The following is a 22,740-nucleotide window of genomic DNA, read 5'->3' as shown; positions in this document are numbered from 1 at the left end:
TCAACCACGTTCATGCCTCCTATACTTTAGTGAGCCACAAGATAACGTTATTTTAACATATCAGACTGTTAATTGACGCTGGCGTTAATGAGTTTATACTAAATTGTAAAAAACCTGGTAAAACCAGGTCTAGCATTGGAACGTTGACTAATGTAGGAAGGTCATCTGAAGTGAAGATGTTCAGCCAATAACGCCACGGTCTTTGGGAACGCTGAACGATTCACTTCTATGAATGGCCCTAAACTCCAGGTAAATCAAGCCGGCTTTCGCTTTGGAAAGCCGGTCGTGACTTATAACTCCAGTTCGCCAAGACGCAAAAGTTCAACAACTGCTTGTGAACGCCCTTTCACTCCTAATTTCTGCATTGTATTGGAGATATGGTTGCGAACAGTTTTCTCACTAATAAAAAGTGCTTTTGCTATTTCACGCGTTGTTTGGTCTTGAACGAGTAGTTCAAATACTTCTCGTTCTCTTTTTGTTAGCAATGGCTTGGGTCGATGGAAGCCTTCTTTCAACAATTCCCCCTCCTTGCTCAACTGAAAGAGCCGTGAGGAAGGTGTTTAGTCAAGATATTCTATGTATAATCAATCCAACCTGTGACATCACTGGGTTCTAGGGCAAATAAAAGAAGCCCCCTTCTCCAAAGAGGGCTTCTCAAAGTCTTAATCACGATCACCAAAGAAATTTTTAAATGCTTGAATATTTGACTGACGATTAATAGCAGCAATCGATGTTGTTAGTGGAATACCTTTCGGACAAGACTGAACACAGTTTTGAGAGTTACCACAGCCTTGAATGCCACCTTCTTCCATGAAGCTGTTTAAGCGTTCTGCTTTGTTCATTTCACCTGTTGGATGCGCATTCTTTAATTCAACTTGTGAAAAGGCAAATGGTCCGATAAAGTCTGATTTATCATTAACATTCGGACACGCTTCCAAACAGACACCACAAGTCATACATTTCGATAATTCATAGGCCCACTGTCGTTTGGATTCAGCCATACGTGGACCTGGCCCCAAATCGTAGGTGCCGTCAATTGGAATCCATGCTTTCACTTGTTTCAAAGCATCAAACATGCGACTGCGATCCACAGCCAAATCACGAACAACTGGGAAGGTCCGCATTGGTTCTAGACGAACAGGTTGTTCAAGTTGATCAACCAGTGCCGTACACGCTTGTTGTGGTTTGCCGTTGATAACCATTGAACAAGCACCGCAGACTTCCTCTAAGCATCCCATCTCCCATTGTGGCGGTGTGGTTTTCTCACCGTTGGCATTCACAGGATTCCTGCGAATTTCCATCAATGCTGATATAACATTCATATTCGTTTTATAGGTGACATCAAACGATTCTTCGTAAGGGGACGCTTGCGGTTCATCCTGTCGGGACACAATAAATCGTACCGTTTTATTTTCACTCACTTCTTAAACCCCCTTAAAGCTTACTTTTTCTGTGAGTAGTCACGTTTACGCGGCGTAATGTAAGACGTATCGACTTCTTCATATTCAAAATCTGGACCATTCTTCTCTGCGTTAAATTTCGCTTTGGTTGTTTTCAACCAATCTTCATCGTTACGGTCAGGGAATTCTGGTTTATAATGAGCGCCGCGCGTTTCATTTCGATTGTAAGCACCAAGTGCAATGACACGTGCCAATTGCAACATATTCCAAAGTTGGCGAGTAAAGGATGCTGCTTGGTTACTCCACTTCGATGTATCATTAATATTGATGTTTTCATATCGCTTCATTAATTCTTGAATTTTCTCATCTGCCTTAAGCAGTTTTTCGTTTTCGCGAACAACCCCGACGTAATCCGTCATGATTTCGCCTAGCTCTTTATGGATGGCGTAAGCATTCTCGTCACCGCTATCCATGTTCATAATTTTATTAAACTGCTCTTGTTCTTTTTGCTTAGATTCTTCATAAACATGTGAATCAATATCTTCAGTCGTTTTCTCCAAACCATTGATATAATCAACCGCATTCGGACCGGCAACCATACCGCCATAGATGGATGACAACAGGGAATTGGCACCTAAACGGTTAGCGCCGTGTTGGCTATAATCACATTCGCCTGCAGCAAACAGGCCAGGAATGTTGGTCATTTGATTATAATCAACCCACATACCGCCCATTGAATAGTGAACGGCAGGGAAAATTTTCATAGGTACCTTTTTCGGATCGTCTCCCGTAAATTTCTCATAAATTTCTATAATTCCGCCTAGCTTAACATCCAATTCTTCAGGGTCTTTATGGGATAAGTCAAGGTATACCATATTTTCCCCGTTAATGCCGAGCTTCTGATTCACGCAAACATCAAAAATGGCCCTTGTGGCAACATCACGTGTCACTAGATTGCCATAAGCAGGGTACATTTCCTCAAGGAAGTACCACGGTTCACCGTCTTTATAAGTCCAAATGCGTCCACCTTCACCCCGTGCTGACTCACTCATCAGACGAAGTTTATCATCACCTGGGATCGCTGTTGGATGAATCTGAATGAATTCACCATTAGCATAGTAAACGCCTTGTTGATAAACGGCCGATGCTGCTGTCCCTGTATTGATTACAGAGTTCGTTGATTTCCCATATACAATGCCAGGACCGCCGCTTGCAAGAATGACAGCATCCGCTTTAAATGTCTCAATCTCCATAGAATGCATATTCTGCGCATTAATTCCACGGCAGACTTGTTCATCATCTAAAACAGCGGACAAAAATTCCCAATATTCATATTTGTTAACCAAGCCAGCCGTTTCATAGCGGCGAACTTGCTCATCCAAAGCATATAAAAGCTGTTGTCCTGTTGTTGCTCCTGCATAGGCTGTCCGATGATGTTGGGTACCACCAAAACGTCTAAAGTCCAATAGTCCTTCAGGTGTCCGGTTGAACATGACGCCCATACGATCAAACAAGTGAATAATGCCGGGCGCAGCTTCGCACATTGCTTTAACCGGTGCTTGATTGGCAAGAAAGTCACCGCCATATACCGTATCGTCAAAATGCTCCCAAGGTGAATCTCCTTCGCCTTTGGTATTAACAGCACCATTAATACCGCCTTGTGCACAAACTGAATGAGAGCGTTTAACAGGAACTAATGAAAATAAATCAACCGTTATCCCGGCTTCAGCAGCTTTAATGGTGGCCATCAGTCCGGCCAGTCCGCCACCGACTATAATTATCCTTTTGTCACTCATACTGGCACACTCCCTACTTCATAGCTATTTCTTGGATTAAACGAATGCGAAGATAGCTCGTAATCCAACAATGGATAATAAAACAAAAATAATGATGGTCACATATGTAGTTATTTTTTGCGACTTTGGTGTGACAACAACGCCCCATGTAACGAGGAATGACCATAATCCGTTGGAAAAGTGAAAGACAGTTGCTAAAACACCAACGACATAAAACACAATCATAAATGGATTGTCAAGAATATCCTGCATCATCTCAAAATTAAGTGAATCACCTAGCGCATGAGCAATTCTTGTCTCCCAGATGTGCCAAGCAAGAAAAATCACTAGGAACAGGCCTGTCCAACGTTGTATGAAGAACAACCAGTTGCGGAAATAACCATAATTATTCAAGTTTGTTTTTGCCTGGAAAGCAATATAAATTCCATAAATGGCATGAAACAAAATTGGCAGGTAAATGATAACGATTTCCAAGAAAATCAAATAAGGTAATTCTTCCATAAAACGTGATGCTTCATTAAATGCCTCAGGTCCCCTAACCGCAAAGTAGTTGACTGTAAGGTGTACGATTAGAAATATCCCGATCGGAATAACTCCCAATAAGGAGTGTATTCGACGATTAACAAAATCCCTTCTTTGAGCCATTATAATTCCCCCTTCTTTCACAATTTCCGCATTTGGAAGGTACCATATACGCTAGATTTAAAAATTATCATATGTAACATTTTATATTGTACTCCTGTATAAATTTCCAGTCAAGATAGCGCAAATCTTCTTTGTGAAAATTCATTATGGCTCCATAGAATATAAAAAGGTATAATGGAATCCGAAAAGGAGTCGATGAGATCGTGGATTCACCTGATAATCAACACCAGCCGCTCACAGTACCAGCATTAGGCTACGAGTTTTTGCGAAGTGAACTTATCCCTGATTTACTCGGAAATGATACTAATGAAATTCTATACTGGGCCGGACGAAAACTTGCCAGCCGACACCCAGTGAAATCAATTGAAGAACTCCCTTCGTTGTTTAGCGATCTGGCTTTCGGGACTTTGGTTCTACAAAAACAAAACAAAAACGAGGCCACCTATGAATTGGCTTCCGAACTTATACAAAAACGGATAGAATTCTATAACAATGTAAGTTTTGCCCTTGAAGCGGGTTTTTTAGCTCAACAGTTTCAAGAACATAAGCAATGTATAACTGAATGCCATTACGATTTTAACAAAGGGAAGATTCCCAAGGTTTTATTACAAATCAAATGGGATTCCAAGGATACCGTAATTAAGTAGAGCGGATGATTCATAATCCGCTCTTATTTTATGACGGCCTCTGCTGTATTTTCAGATAATTGGAATGTCTCATGCAAAATATTCAAGGATTCTTGTAGATATTGTGCATCAACAACCGTAGATATCTTAATATCGGACGTACTGACCATTTTCACGGGAACCTGATTTTCAGACAATGCACTAAACATTTGCGCAGCCACACCAGGATTTGAAACCATGCCTGATCCCACAATAGAAACTTTAACAAGTCCGGATTCTACATCTATTTTTTGATACTGGATGGCATCAACCTTGTTTTCAAGAGCAGCAAACGCGATTTCCAATTCTTCTGTATTGATAGTAAATGATAGGGCTCCTTTAGCTTCGTCACCTGCATTTTGAATAATAATATCCACATCAATCCCTTGATTGGCCAACGTCGTAAAGACTTCAGATAACGCAGTGTAACCAGCTGGTAAACCTATAATCGTCAATTTGGTAACATCTTTTTGAAACGCCAAACCGCGAACACTTGGTGCCTTTTCCATCATGATCCTCTCCTTAATCATTGTTCCCTCTTCCTCGCTAAAACTTGAGCGCACCATCAAAGGGACCTGAAATGTTTTGGCATTTTCAACTGACCTCGGATGCAAAACGCCGGCACCTAAATTAGCCAGCTCTAGCATTTCATCGTAAGTGATTTCATCTAATTTCGTAGCTTGATCAACATACCTAGGATCTGTTGTAAAGACGCCCGGCACATCGGTGCAAATATCACAACGATCCGCTTGAATGGCGGCTGCAACCGCAACGGCCGTCGTATCTGATCCCCCTCTACCCAATGTCGTAATTTGCCCGTCACTTGTCATCCCTTGGAATCCAGCAACAATAACAACTTTACCTTCATCAAGGTGATGTTCAATGGCATCCGCTCGTATATCTTCAATGCGTGCATTTCCATGCATCGCTTCAGTCGTGATCCCTGCTTGCCAACCTGTTAATGAAATTGCAGAATAGCCCATATCTCGTAAACACATTGATAATAAGGCGATCGTTTGTTGCTCACCCGTCGATAGCAACATATCCATTTCACGCTTATCAGGTTGTTGTGTGATTTGGTCAGCCATTTCCACAAGATTGTCCGTTGTTTTCCCCATCGCTGACACAACGGTTACTACGCGGTCTCCCGCTTCGATAAGCTGGACAATCCGCTGAGCAACGTGTCTGATCTTATCCACGCTCCCCACCGAAGTGCCCCCAAATTTCATGACTGTCGTCGACATGCCAAAACCTCTTTTCACTTTGTTAATGATAAGTCAATCTAGAATCGTCATCCTAATAAAACAACGGTGAAGAATTATCTTCACCGTTGTTATGACTGTTTCCATAACAGACAGGAAAGATAGTTCTCCACACTATGTGTGACAGCCCTGTACTTCTTTAGCACAAGGCCAGCTTAGATGAGTGATCCGAGCACGTCATCGGCTTCGGCAAACAACCCTTTCACTGCTGGTCATCGGAACTTGGGTTTCCTAAAACAGCTACTGATGAAGTTTGCGCCTCTACCTTTGTTGATATCAACTATTAAATTATGAGAATTATAACAAAAGACCATCTCTGACACAAGGCTACTAATCATTTTCTGAAAAATATTTCTGTAAACCTTCAGCCGTATTTTTTGGCAATCCCGCATGGATTAATTCCTGAAGTGATGCTTCCTTCATTTTTTTAACAGAGCCAAATGTTTTTAATAACGTCTGTTTTCGCTTAGGACCGATTCCCGGGACATCATCAAGAATGGACTTTGACATACTTTGATCTCTGATTTGACGGTGAAAAGAAATAGCAAACCTGTGGACTTCATCTTGAATCCGTTGTAATAAATAAAAAGCCTGCCCGTTTCTAGGAAGTTTAACTATTTCAGGCGGATCCCCTAATAGAAGATCAGACGTTTTGTGCTTGTCATCCTTGACCAAACCGCACACCAATATTGTAAGACCAAGTTCATTCTTTAAAACATCTTGAGCTGCCGACAATTGCCCTTTACCACCATCCACTAAAATCATGTCAGGTAGTGCGGCATTCTCTTTAAGCAACCTTGAATAGCGCCGTCTGATGACTTCTTTCATTGTCGCATAATCATCGGGACCTTCCACGGTCTTAATTTTATATTTTCTATAAAGTTTCTTATTCGGCTTACCATCCTCAAAGACGACCATGGCGGAGACTGGGTTAACACCTTGAATATTAGAATTATCGAAGGTTTCAATCCTTCTAGGTGCAGGAATATTTAAATAATCTCCTAATTGTTCTACCGCGTGGATTGTCCGTTCTTGTTCTTTTTCAATCAAGGCGAATTTTTCATCCAAAGCAATTTTGGCATTTTGCTCAGCCAAATCGACGAGTTCTTTTTTGCGGCCTTTTTGCGGCTGGTGGACTCTGACTTCTAACATTTGTTCCAGCCCAGCTGCATCAATATTGGCTGGTACAAGAATTTCTTTCGGTTTAAGATGATTCTGATGCATATAAAACTGTCCGATAAAAGTCATTAGGTCTTCCTCAGGCGTTTGGTAAAACGGGAAAGTCGACACATCTCTTTCAATTAACTTACCCTGACGAACAAAAAAGACTTGAACACACATCCAACCTTTGTCATAAGCATAACTGAAAACATCACGATCCTGATAATCTTTAAACATCATTTTTTGCTTTTCCATCACGGTCTCTATATGTTGAATTTGATCTCGGAGCTCTTTAGCTCGCTCAAAATTCAAGTTCGTAGAAGCATCTTCCATCTTCTTATATAAATCTTTTTTTATATCTTGATGGCCTCCATTTAAGAACCGAATGATATCTTGAGTCATATCCTCGTACGTTTCTTTAGGAACATCAAACACACAAGGAGCCATACATTGCCCAATATGGTAATACAAACATACACGATCAGGCAGCGTCCGGCACTTACGCAACGGATATAACCGATCCAAAAGTTTCTTCGTTTGCTGCGCCGCGGTCACATTAGGATAAGGGCCAAAGTAACGACCGCTATTTTTTTTAACGTTTCGAGTGATGATTAACCGTGGATGACGTTCATTAGTCAATTTTATATATGGATAACTTTTGTCATCCTTTAAGAGAACATTATATTTCGGCTCGTGTTCTTTAATTAAATTCATTTCGAGTATAAGAGCTTCAATATTTGATGACGTCACAATGTATTCAAAGTCAACGATGTCACTAACGAGCCTCTGCGTTTTTGTATCATGGCTACCCGTAAAGTAGGAACGAACACGATTGTTTAATTTCATGGCTTTGCCTACATAAATCACTTGTTCAAAGCGATCCTTCATGAGATAACAACCCGGCTTATTAGGAAGCAGTGATAATTTTGCTTTGATTGGATTCATGGACGTTCATTTCCTTCTTTTTAAGCTTATCGTTATAAATCATAACATATAAAGAACGAGTCTTTAACAATTTCAGCATTTCCCGAGAAATATTGACGCTATTCACCAAAAAAAGCTTGAAACCCTAAGGTCCCAAGCTTTTCAAACAATAGATTATTGATGGTTCTCGATAAGTTCAACTAATTTTTCTTTTGGCTGGAAACCAACAACTTTATCAGCGACTTCACCGTCTTTAAACAAGATGAGCGTTGGAATGCTCATAACACCGTATTGACTCGCCGTTTCTTGGTTTTCATCAACGTTCAATTTAGCAATTTTAACCTTATCGCCCATTTCCTCACTGATTTCTTCCAATACTGGTGCAACCATCTTACAAGGTCCACACCACGGTGCCCAAAAATCAGCTAGAACGACATCACTTGAAGTTGCTTCAGCGAAGTTTTGATCATCGACAGTAACAATTGCCATGAATTTGCCTCCTTTAAAAAAGCAATATCTAATTCGTTAAGAAGTATATCATCATCTTATAGGTTATGCTATCAACTCAACTTACACTAAGATTAAGCTTCTTGGAGGACTTCTTTGAAATATTGGGTCAACAACGGAACCACTTCGAACAGATCACCAACAATACCGTAATCAGCGACGTTAAAGATGTTCGCCTCTGGATCCTTATTTATAGCAACAATAATTTTGGAATTAGACATCCCTGCGAGATGTTGAATCGCCCCCGATATACCACATGCAATATATAAATCGGGTGTGACGACTTTTCCAGTTTGACCAATTTGTAATGAGTAATCACAATACTGAGCATCGCAAGCCCCTCTGGAAGCCCCGACCGCACCTCCTAGAATACCCGCAAGCTCTTCTAGAGGCTCGAATCCTTCTTCACTTTTAACGCCACGGCCACCGGAAACAATGACTTTAGCTTCAGATAAATCGACACCTGAGGATGTCTTCTTAACAATATCTTTAATCGTTGTTCGAAGGTCTGAAATCGCAACATCAAACGCTTCAATGGACACGTCTCGGGATTCATCTTTCTCAAGACTACCAATATTATTAGGACGGATTGTAATAAATGTAAAATCATCTTTAAAGGTTTTCTTCTCGAACGCTTTTCCTGAATATATCGGTCTCGTGAAGACAAGATCTTCCGCGCTATCAATGCTGGTTACATCAGAAATCAATGCCGCGTTCAGTCGCGCTGCCAGTCCTGCTGATAAGTCTTTCCCCATCGCTGTATGCCCGATAACAATGGCCTCAGGCGCTTCGGCTGCGATAAGTTGACTAAGGGCTTGCTTATAAGCATCTGGTGTATAATATTTCAATTCATCATCTTCAACAGTCAGAACCCGATCCGCACCATAATGCCCTAATATAGGGGCTAATTCTCTTGCGGCATCACTACAAACCGCAGCAACAACTTCACCATTGCCAGCAATTTGTTTCGCAGCAGCAATTGCTTCAAAAGAGACTTGTCTCACTTGGCCGTCACGGACTTCTGCTAATACGAGCGTTTTTCGTGTCATGTTCATCGTCCTCCCTCTATAATCATTTTTACTACATTGTGACGTACAGGTATTCCTGTTATATGACTTTAGCTTCCGTTCTTAAAAGTTGAACAAGTTCTTTTGCTTGGTCCTCAACCTCACCTTCAAGCACACGTCCAGCTGTCTTTTCCGGAGGTAAAAACACCTCAATGGTTTTTGTCTTTCCTTCAACATCATCTTCATCTAAATCCAAGTCATCTAATTCCAAATTTTCCAGTGGTTTTTTCTTTGCCTTCATAATACCAGGCAAGGATGGATAGCGCGGTTCATTTAATCCTTGTTGAGCAGTTAATACAAGAGGAAGGTCTACTTCGATGATTTCAGCATCTCCTTCAACATCACGTTCAACGGTTGCTGTTTGACCATCAGTCTCAAGATTAACAATGGTCGATACGTGTGCGATGCCTAGATTCTCAGCTAGGCGCGGCCCGATTTGACCGGATCCTTGATCATTAGAAACATTACCGCCTAAGATCAAATCGTAGTCTTTATCTTTGAAATAAGCCTTTAAAATCTCAGATGTTGATGTCTGATCATAATCATCCACATCCTCATTCTCAATTAAAACGGCTTTGTCACACCCCATCGCGAGTGCCGTTCTTAGTTCTTTTTCAGCATCTTCATCGCCAATAGTGACGACGGTAACCTCTCCCCCGTGAGCTTCACGCAGTTGAATCGCTTCTTCAATAGCATACTCATCATACGGATTGATGATAAACTGGGCATCGTCATCTGAAATGTGTCCATCTTCAATGATAATTTTTTCTTCCGTATCAAACGTGCGCTTCATAATGACAAATAAATTCATCTTTTTTCCCATCCTTCCTAACGATTAATGATCTTTAAATTCAGGTGATCGTTTTTCAATAAATGCTTGAATCCCTTCCTTAGCATCATGGGTATTGAAAATATCTCCAAAATGCTCTGCCTCAATCTTCATACCCTCTTCAAAACGTCCTAGCCGGGCATAAGATAAACACTCTAATCCATAAGAGAGAGAAATTGCACTCTTTTCAGCAATTTTGTTCGCTAAATTCATAGCTTCATCTATTAATTGTTCCTCAGAAACAACCCGATTGACGAGCCCCCATTCGTAGGCCATCTTTCCAGATATGGGATCGCCGATCATAACCATTTCCGTGGCTCTAGGAGTTCCTATGCGAAGTGAGAGTCTCTGAGTGCCGGCAAATCCCGGAATTAAGCCCAATTGCATTTCGGGTAATCCAAGTTTGGCATTATCTGAAGCAATTCTAATATGACAAGCCAGCGCCAATTCTAGACCACCGCCAAGAGCTGCTCCATGAATAGCAGCAATAACCGGTTTCTTAAAATTTTCAATCCTATTAAAGACATCTTGACCTTCCTTAGCTAGACCCTTGACCCCCCTATCCTCTTGCAAAGTCGTCAATTCTTTTATATCGGCTCCAGCAGAAAAAAACCGTCCCTTACCATGTAGCACGACAACCTTAGCTTCAGACCTCGCTTCAATCTCAGTAAATGTTTCCGCGAGTTCTTTTATAACACTTGATGCTATAGCATTTGCCGGGGGGCGATTTAGGGTAACAATGGCCACGTTTTCTTCTAATCGCCATGATAGAACCGTCATTCCCACCACTTCCTTTCTATATAAACCGCTTTCAAAATGTGTATATAGTAAATGGACCATTATTTTCTCAGTCCATTTATTAACAAATCTACAACAGGATGGGCCAAGTCTAACAATGGATAACGATGCTCATTAATCACCCAATTAGTAACCGTTTCATCCATAGTCCCAAAGATCATCTGCCTGGCTAGTCTTACATCCAAATAATCTCTAAACAGTCCCTGTTCTTGGCCAGTTTTAATAATGTTATCGATCAGCGTTAAATACCCTTTTAAGGTATCATTAATTTTCAACCGGATGTTTTTATTCGTTTGCCGCAGTTCCAACTGAGTGACGGCTGCTAAAGACCAATCTTCATCAAGCCATTTAAAATGCATAAATACTAATTTAAGCAGCTTCTCCTTAACATCGTCAATTCCTGCCAGTTCGTCTTCAACCTTTTGAATAAATTCTCCCATTTTTTCTTCAAACAAAGAAGTTAATAACTCTTCCTTATTTTCAAAATATAAATAAATGGTCCCATCAGCGACGCCGGCTTGCTTGGCAATTTTCGATATTTGTGCTTGATAAAAACCTTTATCAGCAATCACATTAACCGCAGCATTAATAATTTTCCGATACTTCGGTTTATTTTTAACAGCCATGACTATACCTCACTAACAACTGAATGAATAATCATTCAATTTTATTATAAACGAAGATACCTGCCCGGTCAATTGTTAAGGCCGGCCTCCTATGTCCTTTTATGAGCCCATTTTCCCTTTTTGATCGTCATTCAAAGATCTTTTCAGGACTTTTCCAACCGTCGTTTTGGGAAGCGATTCTCTAAATTCATAAATTCGTGGTATTTTGTAGGCAGCTAAATGTTTGCGACAATGTTGTTCAAGATCGGCTTCTGAAACAGGGTAACCGTCATCAGAAACAACAAAAGCTTTAACCGTTTCACCGCGATAAGCATCCGGAACGCCGATGACAGCTGCTTCTTTAACAGCTGAGTGTTCATACAGAACTTCTTCCACTTCACGCGGATAAATGTTAAATCCACCGGCCAAAATCGTATCTTTTTTACGATCAACGATGTAAAAATAACCTGCTTCATCCATATAAGCCATATCTCCGGTCAAAAGCCAGTCTTCATGGAAAGTCCCTTTTGTATCTTCCGGACGATTCCAATAGCCTTTCATCACTTGTGGTCCTTTTACAGCCAACTCTCCAACAGTATTGAGGTCACATTCTAGCCCCGTCTCATCATCATAAACCATTGCATCGGTACCTGGCCACGGCAAGCCAATACTGCCCTTACGATTCTCCTCCCATATTAAATTACAGTGAGTGACAGGTGCAGCCTCCGTTAAGCCATAACCTTCGACAAGTCGACCTCCTGTCAAATCTTCAAATTTTTGTTGAACTTCCCTGGGTAACGGAGCAGAGCCACTAATACACGTTTCAATTGATGACAGGTCATATTGCTGAATATCAGGATGATGAATGAGACCAACATACATTGTCGGAGCACCTGGAAACAAGGTCGGCTTTTGCTTCTGGATCGTTTTCAAGACTTCTTTGGCATCAAAATTGGGTAAAATGATCATGCGTGAGACATGCATAATAGACAAATTCATGACAATGGTCATGCCGTACACATGAAAGAAAGGTAAAATACCAAGAATCGATTCTTCACTATACGTCGTTTTGTACATCCAATGTTGGGATTGAACCGTATTCGCAATTAAATTATGATGGGTTAACATCACACCTTTGGCCAAACCCGTTGTTCCACCGGTATATTGAAGTAATGCCAGATCTTGGCGAGGATTAGTGGTCACTTCAGTGACAGATGGTGTTCCTTTCTCAACAAGCGTTTTGAATGCGTGAACACGATCCTTCGCTATTTGCTCTTTAGCTGACTGTAACTTCTTTTTGTTCAGCCATGGGTATAGCACGTTTTTTGGAAACGGCAGATAATCTTGAACACCTGTGACGATGATCTCTTGGAGTTGCGTCTTCGGCAGTACGTTTTTAACTTTGGGATAAGCCATATCGATGCAAATCATCATTTTAGAGCCTGAATCTGACAACTGATGTTCTAGTTCTCTCTCCATATATAGAGGATTCGTTTGCACGACAACACCACCAGCTACCAAAACAGCATAATAGGCAATCACGGCCTGTGGGGAATTAGGCAACATAACGGATATCCGCTCTCCCTTTTTCAAACCTAACGCTTGCAATTGGGAGGCCAATTTCAACACATCATTGTAAAGCTCTTGATAGGTCATCTCCTTTCCAAGAAAATGGATTGCTGACTTAGTTGGAAACTCGTTAGCTGCTTTCTTTAAATAATGATGTAAGGACAAATCATCAAGTTCAATGTCTTTAGGTACGGATTCAGGATAATGCTCGAGCCACTTCTTTGAGCTTGCCATGCATTAAACCTCCTTGTTTATTTTACACCGTCCCTTTTTCTATACACATTCCTTATCCTCTATTATAATGTAACCCCTTTCATTTGAATAGCTCTTTGCACTAATTTTTTAAATAATTACTTATATATATAAAAGCTTGCACCATAGATGCAAGCTTTTATTATGCTATGAGTAAATATATAACACCGGCAAGACCAAACCCTATACAACATACAATTAAGACTTTAGCCAGGGTTTCCAAACGCGATCCCCCTTCAACGCACATGACGTGCTAGCATCGGCGATACAACAGGACGCCCGAGTTGTTAGCGATGTTCCTTATTCCCTGTTAAGACAAACTCGCTCCCAAAACAAATGACAATCCAATTGATATCACGGCTGAAATAAACCCAACCGCCGTATTTCCCTCTTTAATCTCATTGTCAATTTTAAAACTGGGTGTTAAAAATTCAAAGATGAAGTATCCGAGCAGCAAAAGAACAAAACCGTATGTTCCGTGTATAATCGTATCTAACAGCACTTCATTATGGTTAATGGAAAACCGGAATAGATTAGCGATCCCAAAAATTTTTCCTCCCGTTGCCAAGGCGACAGCAAGGTTTCCTTTTTTTATTTCCACCCAATTTTTATAGCTTGTCAATAACTCAAAAACAGCTAAGTATACAATCATACACAATACAACCACACTATAATAGGCGAGTGACTGTAAATAAAGGTTTCCCCATATCAATTCCAATGCCCAACTCACCTCCACTTGGATCATTATCATATTCATCAGATTGGACGAACAAAGTGTTAACGCCTTAGTAACAATATGATGCTCTCTTATTGCTAATATTGCCTTTTACTTAAATTCAACCACTGTGACACCGCTGCCGCCTTCACCCATGCCTCCAAGTCGTGTATTTTTGACCCTAGGATGGTGCGTTAATTTTTTTTGTACGGCTTTTCTTAAAACGCCTGTGCCCTTTCCATGGATAATAGACACTTGCGGGTAGCCCGCAAGTAGGGCAGCATCTAAATATTGATCCAACCGATTCATAGCCTCTTCATAACGTTCCCCGCGTAAGTCCAGCTCTGTTTTCGTTGTCTTGGAAGGGCCTTTAACATTCACGACCGGTTTGGTTTGTTTTTCTTCTTTAACCGGCTTGAGATCACTCGCCTTAATATTCATTTTCATAATACCGACTTGGACGAGATACTCCTGATCATTTAGCCGCTCAACAATACTCCCTTTTTGTCCAAACGATTGAACTTTCACCTCTTGACCGGGTTCAAAGGTCTGCCTGATGGCTTGATTGTTCTCCTCCTGATTCTCCGAGGATTTCGTTTGGTTTGTCACAGTATCTAACGCATGATCCAAATGGGACTTGGCCTCAATCAATTCATGATCTTTGACTTGGGCGTTGACGTTCTTTTGTTTATTTCTAAGATCCTCTATAATATCTGCAGCTTCGCCTCTTACTTTCTCCAACCGATCTTTTGCTTTTTGTTCAGTCCGTTTGATAATCTGTTCTTTTTTGGCTTCAAGCTCTTGTTGTTCCTGATTTAACTGCGCCTGCTGCTCACGCAATTCAGCGCGAACCGTTTCCGCTTCTTCACGAGCTTCTTCAGCTTCTTTGCGATTCGTTTCGAGAGATGCGATCATTTGATCAACTTTTGATGTATCAGCACCGATCTGCTCCTTGGCATGATGAATGATTTTTTCTGACAGTCCTAACCTCTGTGAAATTTCAAAAGCATTACTTCTACCAGGCACACCTATTAATAAACGATAAGTGGGGCTTAAGGTTTCAATGTCAAATTCAACACTGGCATTAATGACCCCTTCTCGTGAAAAAGCATAAGCTTTTAATTCACTATAATGAGTGGTAGCTAAAATTGTCGCACCACGGGCTCGAACATCATCTAAAATGGCAATCGATAACGCTGCCCCTTCTTGCGGATCGGTTCCCGCTCCCAACTCATCAAACAGCACAAGGCTTTCATGATCCACCTGGTCAATGATTTCAACAATATTTGTCATATGTGATGAGAACGTACTCAAGTTTTGTTCAATGGACTGTTCATCACCAATGTCCGCAAACACATGCTTATAAATGACGAACTCCGAACCATCTTCAACCGGCAGATGCAAACCTGACTGCGCCATAAGTGTTAACAAACCGGTCGTTTTTAAAGTCACCGTTTTACCACCGGTATTTGGTCCCGTAACAATCATCGCTTGTTCGTCCCGATTTAATATAATATTAATTGGGACAGCTTCTTGCTCAGAAAGCAAAGGGTGCCTGGCTTTTTTATAATTCAATCGCCCATTTGCACTCACGACTGGCTTTGTTGCGCGGAGCGATTGAGCATATTTCGCCCTGGTCATAATAAAATCAACCTGTGCCAAAGCATCAACATGGTCTTGAAGTTCAGACACATAAGATGACACTTGTTCGGAAAGCTGTCTCAAAATCCGTTCAACTTCATGCCGCTCTTTACCTTTGGCTTCATTTAATTGGTTATTTATATCAACGATCGACCTCGGTTCAACAAAAAAAGTAGCTCCTGAAGCAGATTGGTCATGAACAATGCCTCCAAATGCCGCTTTCGATTCGGCTTTCACGGGGATAACATAGCGATCATTACGAATGGTTACAATCGCTTCTGACAACATTTTTCTTGTTTCATTAGAGCGTGTCATCGCTGATAACTTATCTTTGATGCGACTATCAAATGTTTTGATTTGAGTACGAATCGATCGCAATTGGTCACTGGCTGTATCCAATATGCCGCCCTGTTCATCGACACAATCACGGATAGCGTGCTCTAGTGTCGTTAAGGGTTCAATGAATTGAACCCTTCCATACAGCCGTGGTACTTGAACGTCTTCTTCGATCAATTCAGTTATAAAATGCTTGACGATCCGGCTACCTCGAATTGTGTCGGCAATCGCCATCAATTCACCAGCATTTAACACACCGCCAATGTCTGTCCTTTTGAGCTGTGGGCGAATATCAGTGATACCCCCGAAGGGAAAATGACCTTTAAGACGGAGAATGTTGACACCTTCATCAGTCTCCTCAATCATTTGAGAAATCGTTTCTTTCTCGGTTTCTGGTCGTAGGTGATCAGCCGCTGTTTCTCCCAACGAAGATGAGGCATGTTGTTTTAACTGCTCAATGACTTTTTCGTATTCTAACAGTTTTAAAACGCGGTCTTGCATATGCGAGCCTCCTCAAGTTTTGGTGAGGTTTTATGATTTCTTCTTATTACGATTGCTTTAGAAATGCGTCCATTTCCTGACGTGTTTTACAGTTGAGTAGATGTGTCGGCTCTAACCAAGCGCGTCTCGCTGCGGATACGCCATATCGCATGTCATCAAGCATGTCAATCGCGTGGGCGTCCGTATTGACTGCTAAGGTAACGCCGCGGTCTCGGGCTTTGGCTAACCATTCAGGCGCTAGATCTAGTCGATTAAGATTAGCATTCAGTTCTAAAGCCGTCCCTGTTTCCCAAGCCCCGTCAATTAAATGTTCAATATCCACATCATAACCCTTACGGCCCCCAATAATGCGTCCGGTTGGATGAGCAATCAATTTCACATACGGATTTTGTAAAGCATTATCCAGACGTTTCATAATGGTTGTTCGATCTTGTGCGAAAGAGGTATGAATCGCTGCAATGACAAAATCAAGCTCCTGCAGCATGTCGTCACTGTAATCCAATGAACCATCAGGCAGAATATCCATTTCTACACCCGCATAGATGTGAAAATCATTATAGGTCGCGTTAAGTCGTTCGATTTCTTCTCTTTGCTGGCGAAGACGGGTTTCCGTCAAACCGTTGGCCACACGCAATGATTTAGAATGGTCCGTGATCATGATGTATTCATATCCTTTATTCCGGGCAGCCTCCGCCATTTCTTCAACAGTGAATGCACCATCGCTCCATGTCGTATGCATATGGCAGTCACTTTTTATATCCATTGATTGAACAAGTTTGATTGCTTCTTGGCCAGCCACTTCAATTTCATGGCGACCTTCACGGACTTCAGGTGGAATCTCGTCTAAATCAAAATGGTTAAAAAACGCCTGTTCAGTCACGAATGACAATAATTCACCTGTATCATGCTGTAAAACACCGTATTCACTAATGGATTCATTCTTTGCTTTGGCCAGCTGGCGCATGTTCACGTTATGATCTTTTGATCCAGTAAAATGATGCCAAGCGGTGGCAAAAGCTTGCGGAGCTACAAAACGAAAATCCACAGAAACTTGATAATCATCATTTAAAATGATCGTCATCTTAGTCTCGCCTTCACCGCTGATATCATGGATGTCAATCAATGCCTTAATGCCATCAGCGACCGCTTGTGGATCATCAGTGGCGACGACAAAATCGAGATCCTTCATCATCTCTTTAAATCGTCGGATACTACCCGCTTTTGCATACCGATCAACAGCGTCAATACGGGCCAATACGGATTCAATCTTTTCCGCCATCGGCATCATATAAGCAATTGGCAGCCGTTCGGGGCGTACATTATATTCATCAATGGCTTGTAGAAGTTTTTCCTCCGATTTTTTCCCGAATCCTTCCAATTGGCTCACTCGTCCATCCAGACAGGCCTGTTTCAGGCTATTGAGGTCAATGACACCCAATAATTGATAGAGTTTGGCAATCTTTTTACCACCAAGTCCCGGCAGACGAAGTAACTTCGGTAATTCTGCTGGGATTTCTTCACGCAGATCATTCAAAACCTGCGACTCACCCGTTGCCACTAATTCATTAATAACCTGGGCCGTCCCTTTGCCGATGCCTTTAAGTGAACCCGGATCATCAATGTTACCCATACTTCGATCATCCGTTTCAAGGGCACCCGCCGCCTTCCGATAAGCGGAAATTTTAAACGGATTCTCGCCTTTTAACTCTAAATAAACAGCAATATCTTCTAAAGCTTTAATGACTTGTTTTTTATTTAACATAAAACAGGCACTCCTAGAATTACGTATTCCATCCATAGTAAGGTGGCATCCACCTTACCTTAGGCGAATGCCGTTATGCCAGTAATTCAACTCATATTCATCCAAAGGTCTTTAACTTTCTCAGAGAAAACCGGCGTATTTTCTATAATAACATGAGCTAGGTATGAGTGATCGACCATATCTTTAATACCAAAGTAAGGCATAAGGGCACCTATGTATAACAAGATAAATAATACCAAATAGATTTCCACAAAGCCGAGAATCCCACCCGCCCAGCGGTTGACCGTTCGGATCAAAGGCAGATCAGCTAGAAAATCTAACATTGAACCAATAATGTTCATGACGATTTTAACAGCTAAGAAAATACCGACAAAAGCAATAGCTTGATAATAGGCCTGTTCCAATTCAATATGGCCCAGTAATGAGAAAAATTCATTGTTATCGGCACCAGAAGGATATGGGATCCACAGTTTTAATTTCGGTGCAATATCATCAGAATAGAGGTAGGCTAAGATATATGATGCTATGAATCCGGTCAAATGTACAAGCTGCAAAACCAGTCCGCGTCTGATGCCAATGAAAAATCCGGCAAATAAAATAATCAGAATCAATAAATCCAACATACCGTTGTCCTCTTCTCTTGGTTTTGTAATAATGAAAATAGGTTATAGAGTGATAAAAAACCACTATTAATCATAACAAAAAGGTTTTGACTTGAAAATCGAAATCCTAAGAAATATGTAGATTCACAGGAGGTCTAATCATGGGACAACAAGTGATCAAATGTGGGCACAACCAACTCAAAAAGATCCAATACTTCTATCAAAGGTCAGCTGTCCATAACAACAATCCCCACACCCTCTTTGTCGCCAAAGTCCAAGGATGCACTGTCACCGCCTATAAGTCTGGCAAAGTGTTATTCCAAGGAAAGCTCGCTGATGAAGAAGCCAGTCAATGGCAGGGGTCTGAGGCGCTCAACGTATCAAAGCCATCCGCTCAAAAAACATCCGTCAATCATCATAATTACCAACCGCCCGACAACATCGCGTCAATGGCCGTGATTGGTTCAGACGAAGTTGGTACAGGAGATTATTTCGGTCCAATGACGGTCGTTGCTGCTTTTGTTCAGCCGGCCGACATTGAATGGCTACAGAAAATGGGTGTTAAAGACTCAAAAAAACTCACTGACGAGCAAATGTTATTGATTGGGAAGACATTAGCCGAAACCATTCCTCATAGTTTGCTCATTTTAAATAACGAAAAGTATAATCAATTACGTTCAGCTGGTCAGACCCAAGGTCAAATGAAAAGCATTTTACATAATCAAGCGCTACTAAATGTCACAGAAAAAGTAGATCAAGCGAAGATTGACGGTTATCTCGTTGACCAATTTACCAAGCCCGAACATTACTTTAAAGCAATACAAGACCAACCACACATCATTAAAAATCAGATCTACTTTAAAACTCAAGGTGAATCCGTTCACATGTCAGTGGCTTGCGCCTCCATCATCGCCCGGTATGCTTTTTTAAAGAGAATGGATCAATTATCCGAACAAACGGGATTGGACTTGCCCAAAGGAGCAGGATCAGGAGTGGATGATGTTGCTGCTACGATCATCCGGCAAAAAGGCGACGCCTTTCTAAATAAAATCGCTAAGACTCACTTTCAGAATACCACCAAAGCAAGACAAAAAGTTTAGTCAACTTGAGTATGCATTGATTCCTTGGTTTGGGACTGTTTAAATAATTTACGGGACAGTTTTATTGCGGTATGGGACATAAGTGGGACAACCTCGCTTTTATTGAGACAAAATACGTGCATAAAGCAAGAAAGGATGACTCTAATTTCAGAGTCATCCTTTAAATGACTATCCACGCAGGACAGCACCTGTTGTTTCATTCAATTGTTCAAGGATGCGATCGTGTACTTGGCTGACTTCGTCGTCCGTCAGTGTTCGTTCCGGATCATAATACTTTAACGAAAACGCCAACGATTTTTTACTTGCTTCAATGTGTTCACCTTGATAAACGTCAAACAGACGCACGTCCTTAAGTAAAGAGCTACCATGTTCCCAAATTACTTGTTCAAGCCGACCAGCTGAAACATCCTCATCAACAACCAACGCGATATCACGGTTAATGGCCGGAAAGCGCGGCAAGGTTTCGTAAGTTAGGGCCGGTGCTTCCTGATGAAGCACTTTTTCAATATCCAATTCAAATACGTAAGTTTCGTGAATATCTAATTCCTTTTCCACCGTTGGGTGAATTTGCCCGATGACACCGATTGGAGTGCCTGCAAATAAAATATCAGCGGTTCGTCCAGGATGCATACCCTTATGCGTTGATTGGACAAATGTTACTCGATCACGGACACCTAGAATATCAAACAATCCCTCGAGAATACCTTTCCCTGTAAAGAAATCAACCGGCTGACCTTTCTCTTGCCAACTTGTTTGACTGTCCTTACCGGTCAAAACCCCTGCTAGCTTTTCTTTTTCATTCGGGAGATGCTCTAAACTCTGTTCCGGGCTTAAGAATACGGCTCCTATTTCATATAATGTTACATCGTCCATTTGGCGATTGCTATGATATTGGACGACTTCCAATAGATTGGGAATCAAACTTTTCCGTAACACACCACGATCAGCACTCATCGGCATCGACAAATGAAGAGGATAGGACGATTCATCATCAAAGAACACAAATTGGTCCGCTTTCTCAGCTGTTGTCAATGAATAAGTGATCGCCTGATTCAATCCAGCACTTTCCATAAACCGGCGAATGTTGCGACGACCTTTCTGATAAAAGGTTAATTGTCCCTGTGTCGAAGCTCCTTCAGGTAATGTCGCTGGTACGTCATCATAACCAAAGATGCGTCCAACTTCTTCAACAATATCTTCGGGTATCGAGACATCGGGGCGGCGAACCGGAACCTCGACACGCATAGATTCACCCTTAATCTCAATGCCAAATCGAAGCCGTTCAAGAACCGATTGAATATTATCAACGGATAAATCTAGTCCCAAAACGTCATTCACCTTCTGCCACGGCATATTAATGATACCAGGCTCAACCTCAGCTTCACCAGATGCAACAATACCGTCCAGAACCTCAGCATTGGCAAGCTCATGCATTAACTGAACGGCCCTTTCAGCAGCTGGAACAACCCGATTACGATCAAGACCCTTCTCATAATGTTGGCTTGCATCGGTACGCAGTTGTAATCTCGTGGCCGTCCGTCGAACACTAGCACCGTCAAATACAGCCGATTCAAGTAAGATATTCCTTGTCATATCAGTGACCTCTGAACCGGCACCACCCATAACACCCGCGATTGCTACGGGACTCTCACCGTTGGTAACCACTAGATCATTGGTCTGTAATAAACGTTCCTGCTCATCCAAGGTCGTCATCGTTTCGTTTTCAATCGCATGCCGGACGACGATTTCCTGCGAACCCAAACGATCATAGTCAAATGCATGTAACGGTTGTCCATATTCCAAAAGAACGTAATTGGTGATATCGACAATATTGTTATGCGGACGAATTCCCGAAGCGATAAGTTTGTTTTGCAACCACTGGGGAGACGGCTTGATCTGTACTTGTTCAACCACACGTGCCCCATAGTAAGGAACATGCTGGTCTGCATGCACTGTTACTTTAACCTTATCAGCAGTTTGAGACGATGATACCTGCACCTTAGGCTGTGGTAAACGAACATCGCGGTCAAGAATCGCCGCAACTTCGTAAGCTGTCCCAATCATATTGAAGGCGTGTGCGCTATTCGGCAGAATATCCAACTCAAGCACCACATCGTCCAAATTTAAATAAGATGTGATATCATCACCTACTTTAGCCTCACCTTCCAACACATAAATACCATCAGTAAATGCCTTTGGAACCAATGCTTCATTGATGCCAAGTTCCTGCAGTGAACAAATCATCCCGTTTGATGTCTCACCGCGCAGTTTTGTTTTTTTTATTTTCATGTCTCCAGGCAAAACCGCTCCAGGCTTCGCGACCGCAACTTTTTGTCCAGCTGCAACATTAGGTGCACCGCAGACAATTTGCACCACATCACCGCCGACGTCGACATCACAAAGATTTAACTTGTTAGCGTCGGGATGCGGGCGGCATTCTTGGATATAGCCGACAACCACACCTTGAACTCCCTTATTCATGAAGTGAACGTGTTCAACTTCAATACCGGCCTTCGTTATTTTTTCTGCTAATGTTTGCGGCGAAATATCACTAATATCGACGTATTCGCTTAACCAATTATATGAAACTAACATTCCGGTTC

General features: G+C 41.7%; 19 protein-coding genes and 1 riboswitch. Of the genes, 2 read left to right on the top strand and 17 right to left on the bottom strand.

Annotation, left to right across the window (positions count from 1 at the left end):
- Window positions 1-290: 290 nt before the first annotated feature.
- The 4 genes from B9Y89_RS10520 to B9Y89_RS10505 form a co-directional block, all read right to left on the bottom strand.
- Entirely contained in the window at window positions 291-515 is a 225-nt protein-coding gene (locus tag B9Y89_RS10520; RefSeq protein WP_085523196.1) for a helix-turn-helix domain-containing protein, read from the bottom strand.
- A gap of 147 nt (window positions 516-662) precedes the next feature.
- Window positions 663-1,421, bottom strand: coding sequence for a succinate dehydrogenase iron-sulfur subunit (sdhB, locus tag B9Y89_RS10515; RefSeq protein ID WP_085523195.1), 759 nt, complete (start codon window positions 1,419-1,421; stop codon window positions 663-665).
- A 20-nt stretch (window positions 1,422-1,441) separates the two neighbouring features.
- Window positions 1,442-3,196, bottom strand: a complete 1,755-nt coding sequence (gene sdhA / locus B9Y89_RS10510) for a succinate dehydrogenase flavoprotein subunit (RefSeq protein WP_085523194.1) — start codon at window positions 3,194-3,196, stop codon at window positions 1,442-1,444.
- Window positions 3,197-3,232: 36 nt separating this feature from the next.
- Window positions 3,233-3,841, bottom strand: a complete 609-nt coding sequence (locus tag B9Y89_RS10505) for a succinate dehydrogenase cytochrome b558 subunit (protein WP_085523193.1) — start codon at window positions 3,839-3,841, stop codon at window positions 3,233-3,235.
- Between the two features lie 203 nt (window positions 3,842-4,044).
- Between B9Y89_RS10505 and B9Y89_RS10500 the strand changes: the two genes are divergently transcribed.
- Window positions 4,045-4,488, top strand: a complete 444-nt coding sequence (locus tag B9Y89_RS10500) for a DUF2507 domain-containing protein (RefSeq protein ID WP_176222181.1) — start codon at window positions 4,045-4,047, stop codon at window positions 4,486-4,488.
- Between the two features lie 23 nt (window positions 4,489-4,511).
- Here the strand turns inward: B9Y89_RS10500 and B9Y89_RS10495 are convergent, their stop codons facing one another.
- The 12 genes from B9Y89_RS10495 to B9Y89_RS10440 all read right to left on the bottom strand — a co-directional run bounded on the left by B9Y89_RS10495 (window position 4,512) and on the right by B9Y89_RS10440 (window position 19,058).
- Window positions 4,512-5,750 carry an aspartate kinase gene (locus B9Y89_RS10495; protein WP_085523191.1) on the bottom strand — a complete coding sequence of 413 codons (1,239 nt, stop codon included), beginning with the start codon at window positions 5,748-5,750 and terminating at the stop codon, window positions 4,512-4,514.
- 112 nt (window positions 5,751-5,862) lie between these two features.
- Window positions 5,863-6,040: riboswitch (Lysine riboswitch) on the bottom strand.
- Window positions 6,041-6,098: 58 nt separating this feature from the next.
- Window positions 6,099-7,874 (bottom strand): excinuclease ABC subunit UvrC, encoded by a 1,776-nt coding sequence (uvrC, locus tag B9Y89_RS10490; protein WP_085523190.1) that lies wholly within the window; start codon window positions 7,872-7,874, stop codon window positions 6,099-6,101.
- Between the two features lie 153 nt (window positions 7,875-8,027).
- Window positions 8,028-8,342, bottom strand: coding sequence for a thioredoxin (gene trxA, locus B9Y89_RS10485; protein ID WP_085523189.1), 315 nt, complete (start codon window positions 8,340-8,342; stop codon window positions 8,028-8,030).
- A 92-nt stretch (window positions 8,343-8,434) separates the two neighbouring features.
- Window positions 8,435-9,409, bottom strand: coding sequence for an electron transfer flavoprotein subunit alpha/FixB family protein (locus B9Y89_RS10480; RefSeq protein WP_085523188.1), 975 nt, complete (start codon window positions 9,407-9,409; stop codon window positions 8,435-8,437).
- 58 nt (window positions 9,410-9,467) lie between these two features.
- Window positions 9,468-10,238 (bottom strand): electron transfer flavoprotein subunit beta/FixA family protein, encoded by a 771-nt coding sequence (locus B9Y89_RS10475; protein ID WP_085523187.1) that lies wholly within the window; start codon window positions 10,236-10,238, stop codon window positions 9,468-9,470.
- Between the two features lie 24 nt (window positions 10,239-10,262).
- Window positions 10,263-11,036 carry an enoyl-CoA hydratase gene (locus tag B9Y89_RS10470; protein ID WP_085523186.1) on the bottom strand — a complete coding sequence of 258 codons (774 nt, stop codon included), beginning with the start codon at window positions 11,034-11,036 and terminating at the stop codon, window positions 10,263-10,265.
- Between the two features lie 59 nt (window positions 11,037-11,095).
- Window positions 11,096-11,680 (bottom strand): TetR/AcrR family transcriptional regulator, encoded by a 585-nt coding sequence (locus tag B9Y89_RS10465; protein WP_085523185.1) that lies wholly within the window; start codon window positions 11,678-11,680, stop codon window positions 11,096-11,098.
- Between the two features lie 99 nt (window positions 11,681-11,779).
- Window positions 11,780-13,462 carry an AMP-binding protein gene (locus B9Y89_RS10460; protein ID WP_085523184.1) on the bottom strand — a complete coding sequence of 561 codons (1,683 nt, stop codon included), beginning with the start codon at window positions 13,460-13,462 and terminating at the stop codon, window positions 11,780-11,782.
- A gap of 328 nt (window positions 13,463-13,790) precedes the next feature.
- Window positions 13,791-14,198 carry a DUF350 domain-containing protein gene (locus B9Y89_RS10455; RefSeq protein WP_254901236.1) on the bottom strand — a complete coding sequence of 136 codons (408 nt, stop codon included), beginning with the start codon at window positions 14,196-14,198 and terminating at the stop codon, window positions 13,791-13,793.
- 108 nt (window positions 14,199-14,306) lie between these two features.
- The gene (locus B9Y89_RS10450; protein ID WP_085523182.1) at window positions 14,307-16,673 is read right to left on the bottom strand and encodes an endonuclease MutS2; all 2,367 of its coding nucleotides are present in this window, start codon (window positions 16,671-16,673) and stop codon (window positions 14,307-14,309) included.
- Window positions 16,674-16,719: 46 nt separating this feature from the next.
- Window positions 16,720-18,435 (bottom strand): DNA polymerase/3'-5' exonuclease PolX, encoded by a 1,716-nt coding sequence (gene polX / locus B9Y89_RS10445; RefSeq protein WP_085523181.1) that lies wholly within the window; start codon window positions 18,433-18,435, stop codon window positions 16,720-16,722.
- Window positions 18,436-18,521: 86 nt separating this feature from the next.
- Window positions 18,522-19,058: a CvpA family protein gene (locus tag B9Y89_RS10440; RefSeq protein ID WP_085523180.1), complete on the bottom strand. Its 537-nt coding sequence runs from the start codon at window positions 19,056-19,058 to the stop codon at window positions 18,522-18,524.
- 140 nt (window positions 19,059-19,198) lie between these two features.
- Here B9Y89_RS10440 and rnhC point away from each other — a divergent pair, with 140 nt between their 5' ends.
- A complete protein-coding gene (gene rnhC, locus B9Y89_RS10435; RefSeq protein ID WP_085523179.1) occupies window positions 19,199-20,137 on the top strand; it encodes a ribonuclease HIII in 939 nt (312 codons plus the stop codon).
- Window positions 20,138-20,305: 168 nt separating this feature from the next.
- Here the strand turns inward: rnhC and pheT are convergent, their stop codons facing one another.
- Window positions 20,306-22,732 carry a phenylalanine--tRNA ligase subunit beta gene (pheT, locus tag B9Y89_RS10430; RefSeq protein ID WP_085523178.1) on the bottom strand — a complete coding sequence of 809 codons (2,427 nt, stop codon included), beginning with the start codon at window positions 22,730-22,732 and terminating at the stop codon, window positions 20,306-20,308.
- Window positions 22,733-22,740 lie beyond the last annotated feature (8 nt).

The sequence above is a fragment of the Tuberibacillus sp. Marseille-P3662 genome, assembly GCF_900178005.1.
GTDB lineage: Bacteria > Bacillota > Bacilli > Bacillales > Sporolactobacillaceae > Marseille-P3662.
Note: the sequence above shows the minus strand (reverse complement) of the source record. Positions and strands in the feature narration are given on the sequence as shown.

What these genes read in the sequence shown, in the direction of transcription:
- sdhA (WP_085523194.1), bottom strand. Translation starts at nt 3,196, where the DNA reads ATGAGTGACAAAAGGATAATTATAGTCGGTGGCGGACTGGCCGGACTG.
- B9Y89_RS10505 (WP_085523193.1), bottom strand. Translation starts at nt 3,841, where the DNA reads ATGGCTCAAAGAAGGGATTTTGTTAATCGTCGAATACACTCCTTATTG.
- B9Y89_RS10495 (WP_085523191.1), bottom strand. Translation starts at nt 5,750, where the DNA reads ATGTCGACGACAGTCATGAAATTTGGGGGCACTTCGGTGGGGAGCGTG.
- uvrC (WP_085523190.1), bottom strand. Translation starts at nt 7,874, where the DNA reads ATGAATCCAATCAAAGCAAAATTATCACTGCTTCCTAATAAGCCGGGT.
- trxA (WP_085523189.1), bottom strand. Translation starts at nt 8,342, where the DNA reads ATGGCAATTGTTACTGTCGATGATCAAAACTTCGCTGAAGCAACTTCA.
- B9Y89_RS10480 (WP_085523188.1), bottom strand. Translation starts at nt 9,409, where the DNA reads ATGACACGAAAAACGCTCGTATTAGCAGAAGTCCGTGACGGCCAAGTG.
- B9Y89_RS10475 (WP_085523187.1), bottom strand. Translation starts at nt 10,238, where the DNA reads ATGAATTTATTTGTCATTATGAAGCGCACGTTTGATACGGAAGAAAAA.
- B9Y89_RS10470 (WP_085523186.1), bottom strand. Translation starts at nt 11,036, where the DNA reads ATGACGGTTCTATCATGGCGATTAGAAGAAAACGTGGCCATTGTTACC.
- B9Y89_RS10465 (WP_085523185.1), bottom strand. Translation starts at nt 11,680, where the DNA reads ATGGCTGTTAAAAATAAACCGAAGTATCGGAAAATTATTAATGCTGCG.
- B9Y89_RS10460 (WP_085523184.1), bottom strand. Translation starts at nt 13,462, where the DNA reads ATGGCAAGCTCAAAGAAGTGGCTCGAGCATTATCCTGAATCCGTACCT.
- B9Y89_RS10450 (WP_085523182.1), bottom strand. Translation starts at nt 16,673, where the DNA reads ATGCAAGACCGCGTTTTAAAACTGTTAGAATACGAAAAAGTCATTGAG.
- polX (WP_085523181.1), bottom strand. Translation starts at nt 18,435, where the DNA reads ATGTTAAATAAAAAACAAGTCATTAAAGCTTTAGAAGATATTGCTGTT.
- B9Y89_RS10440 (WP_085523180.1), bottom strand. Translation starts at nt 19,058, where the DNA reads ATGTTGGATTTATTGATTCTGATTATTTTATTTGCCGGATTTTTCATT.
- rnhC (WP_085523179.1), top strand. Translation starts at nt 19,199, where the DNA reads ATGGGACAACAAGTGATCAAATGTGGGCACAACCAACTCAAAAAGATC.
- pheT (WP_085523178.1), bottom strand. Translation starts at nt 22,732, where the DNA reads ATGTTAGTTTCATATAATTGGTTAAGCGAATACGTCGATATTAGTGAT.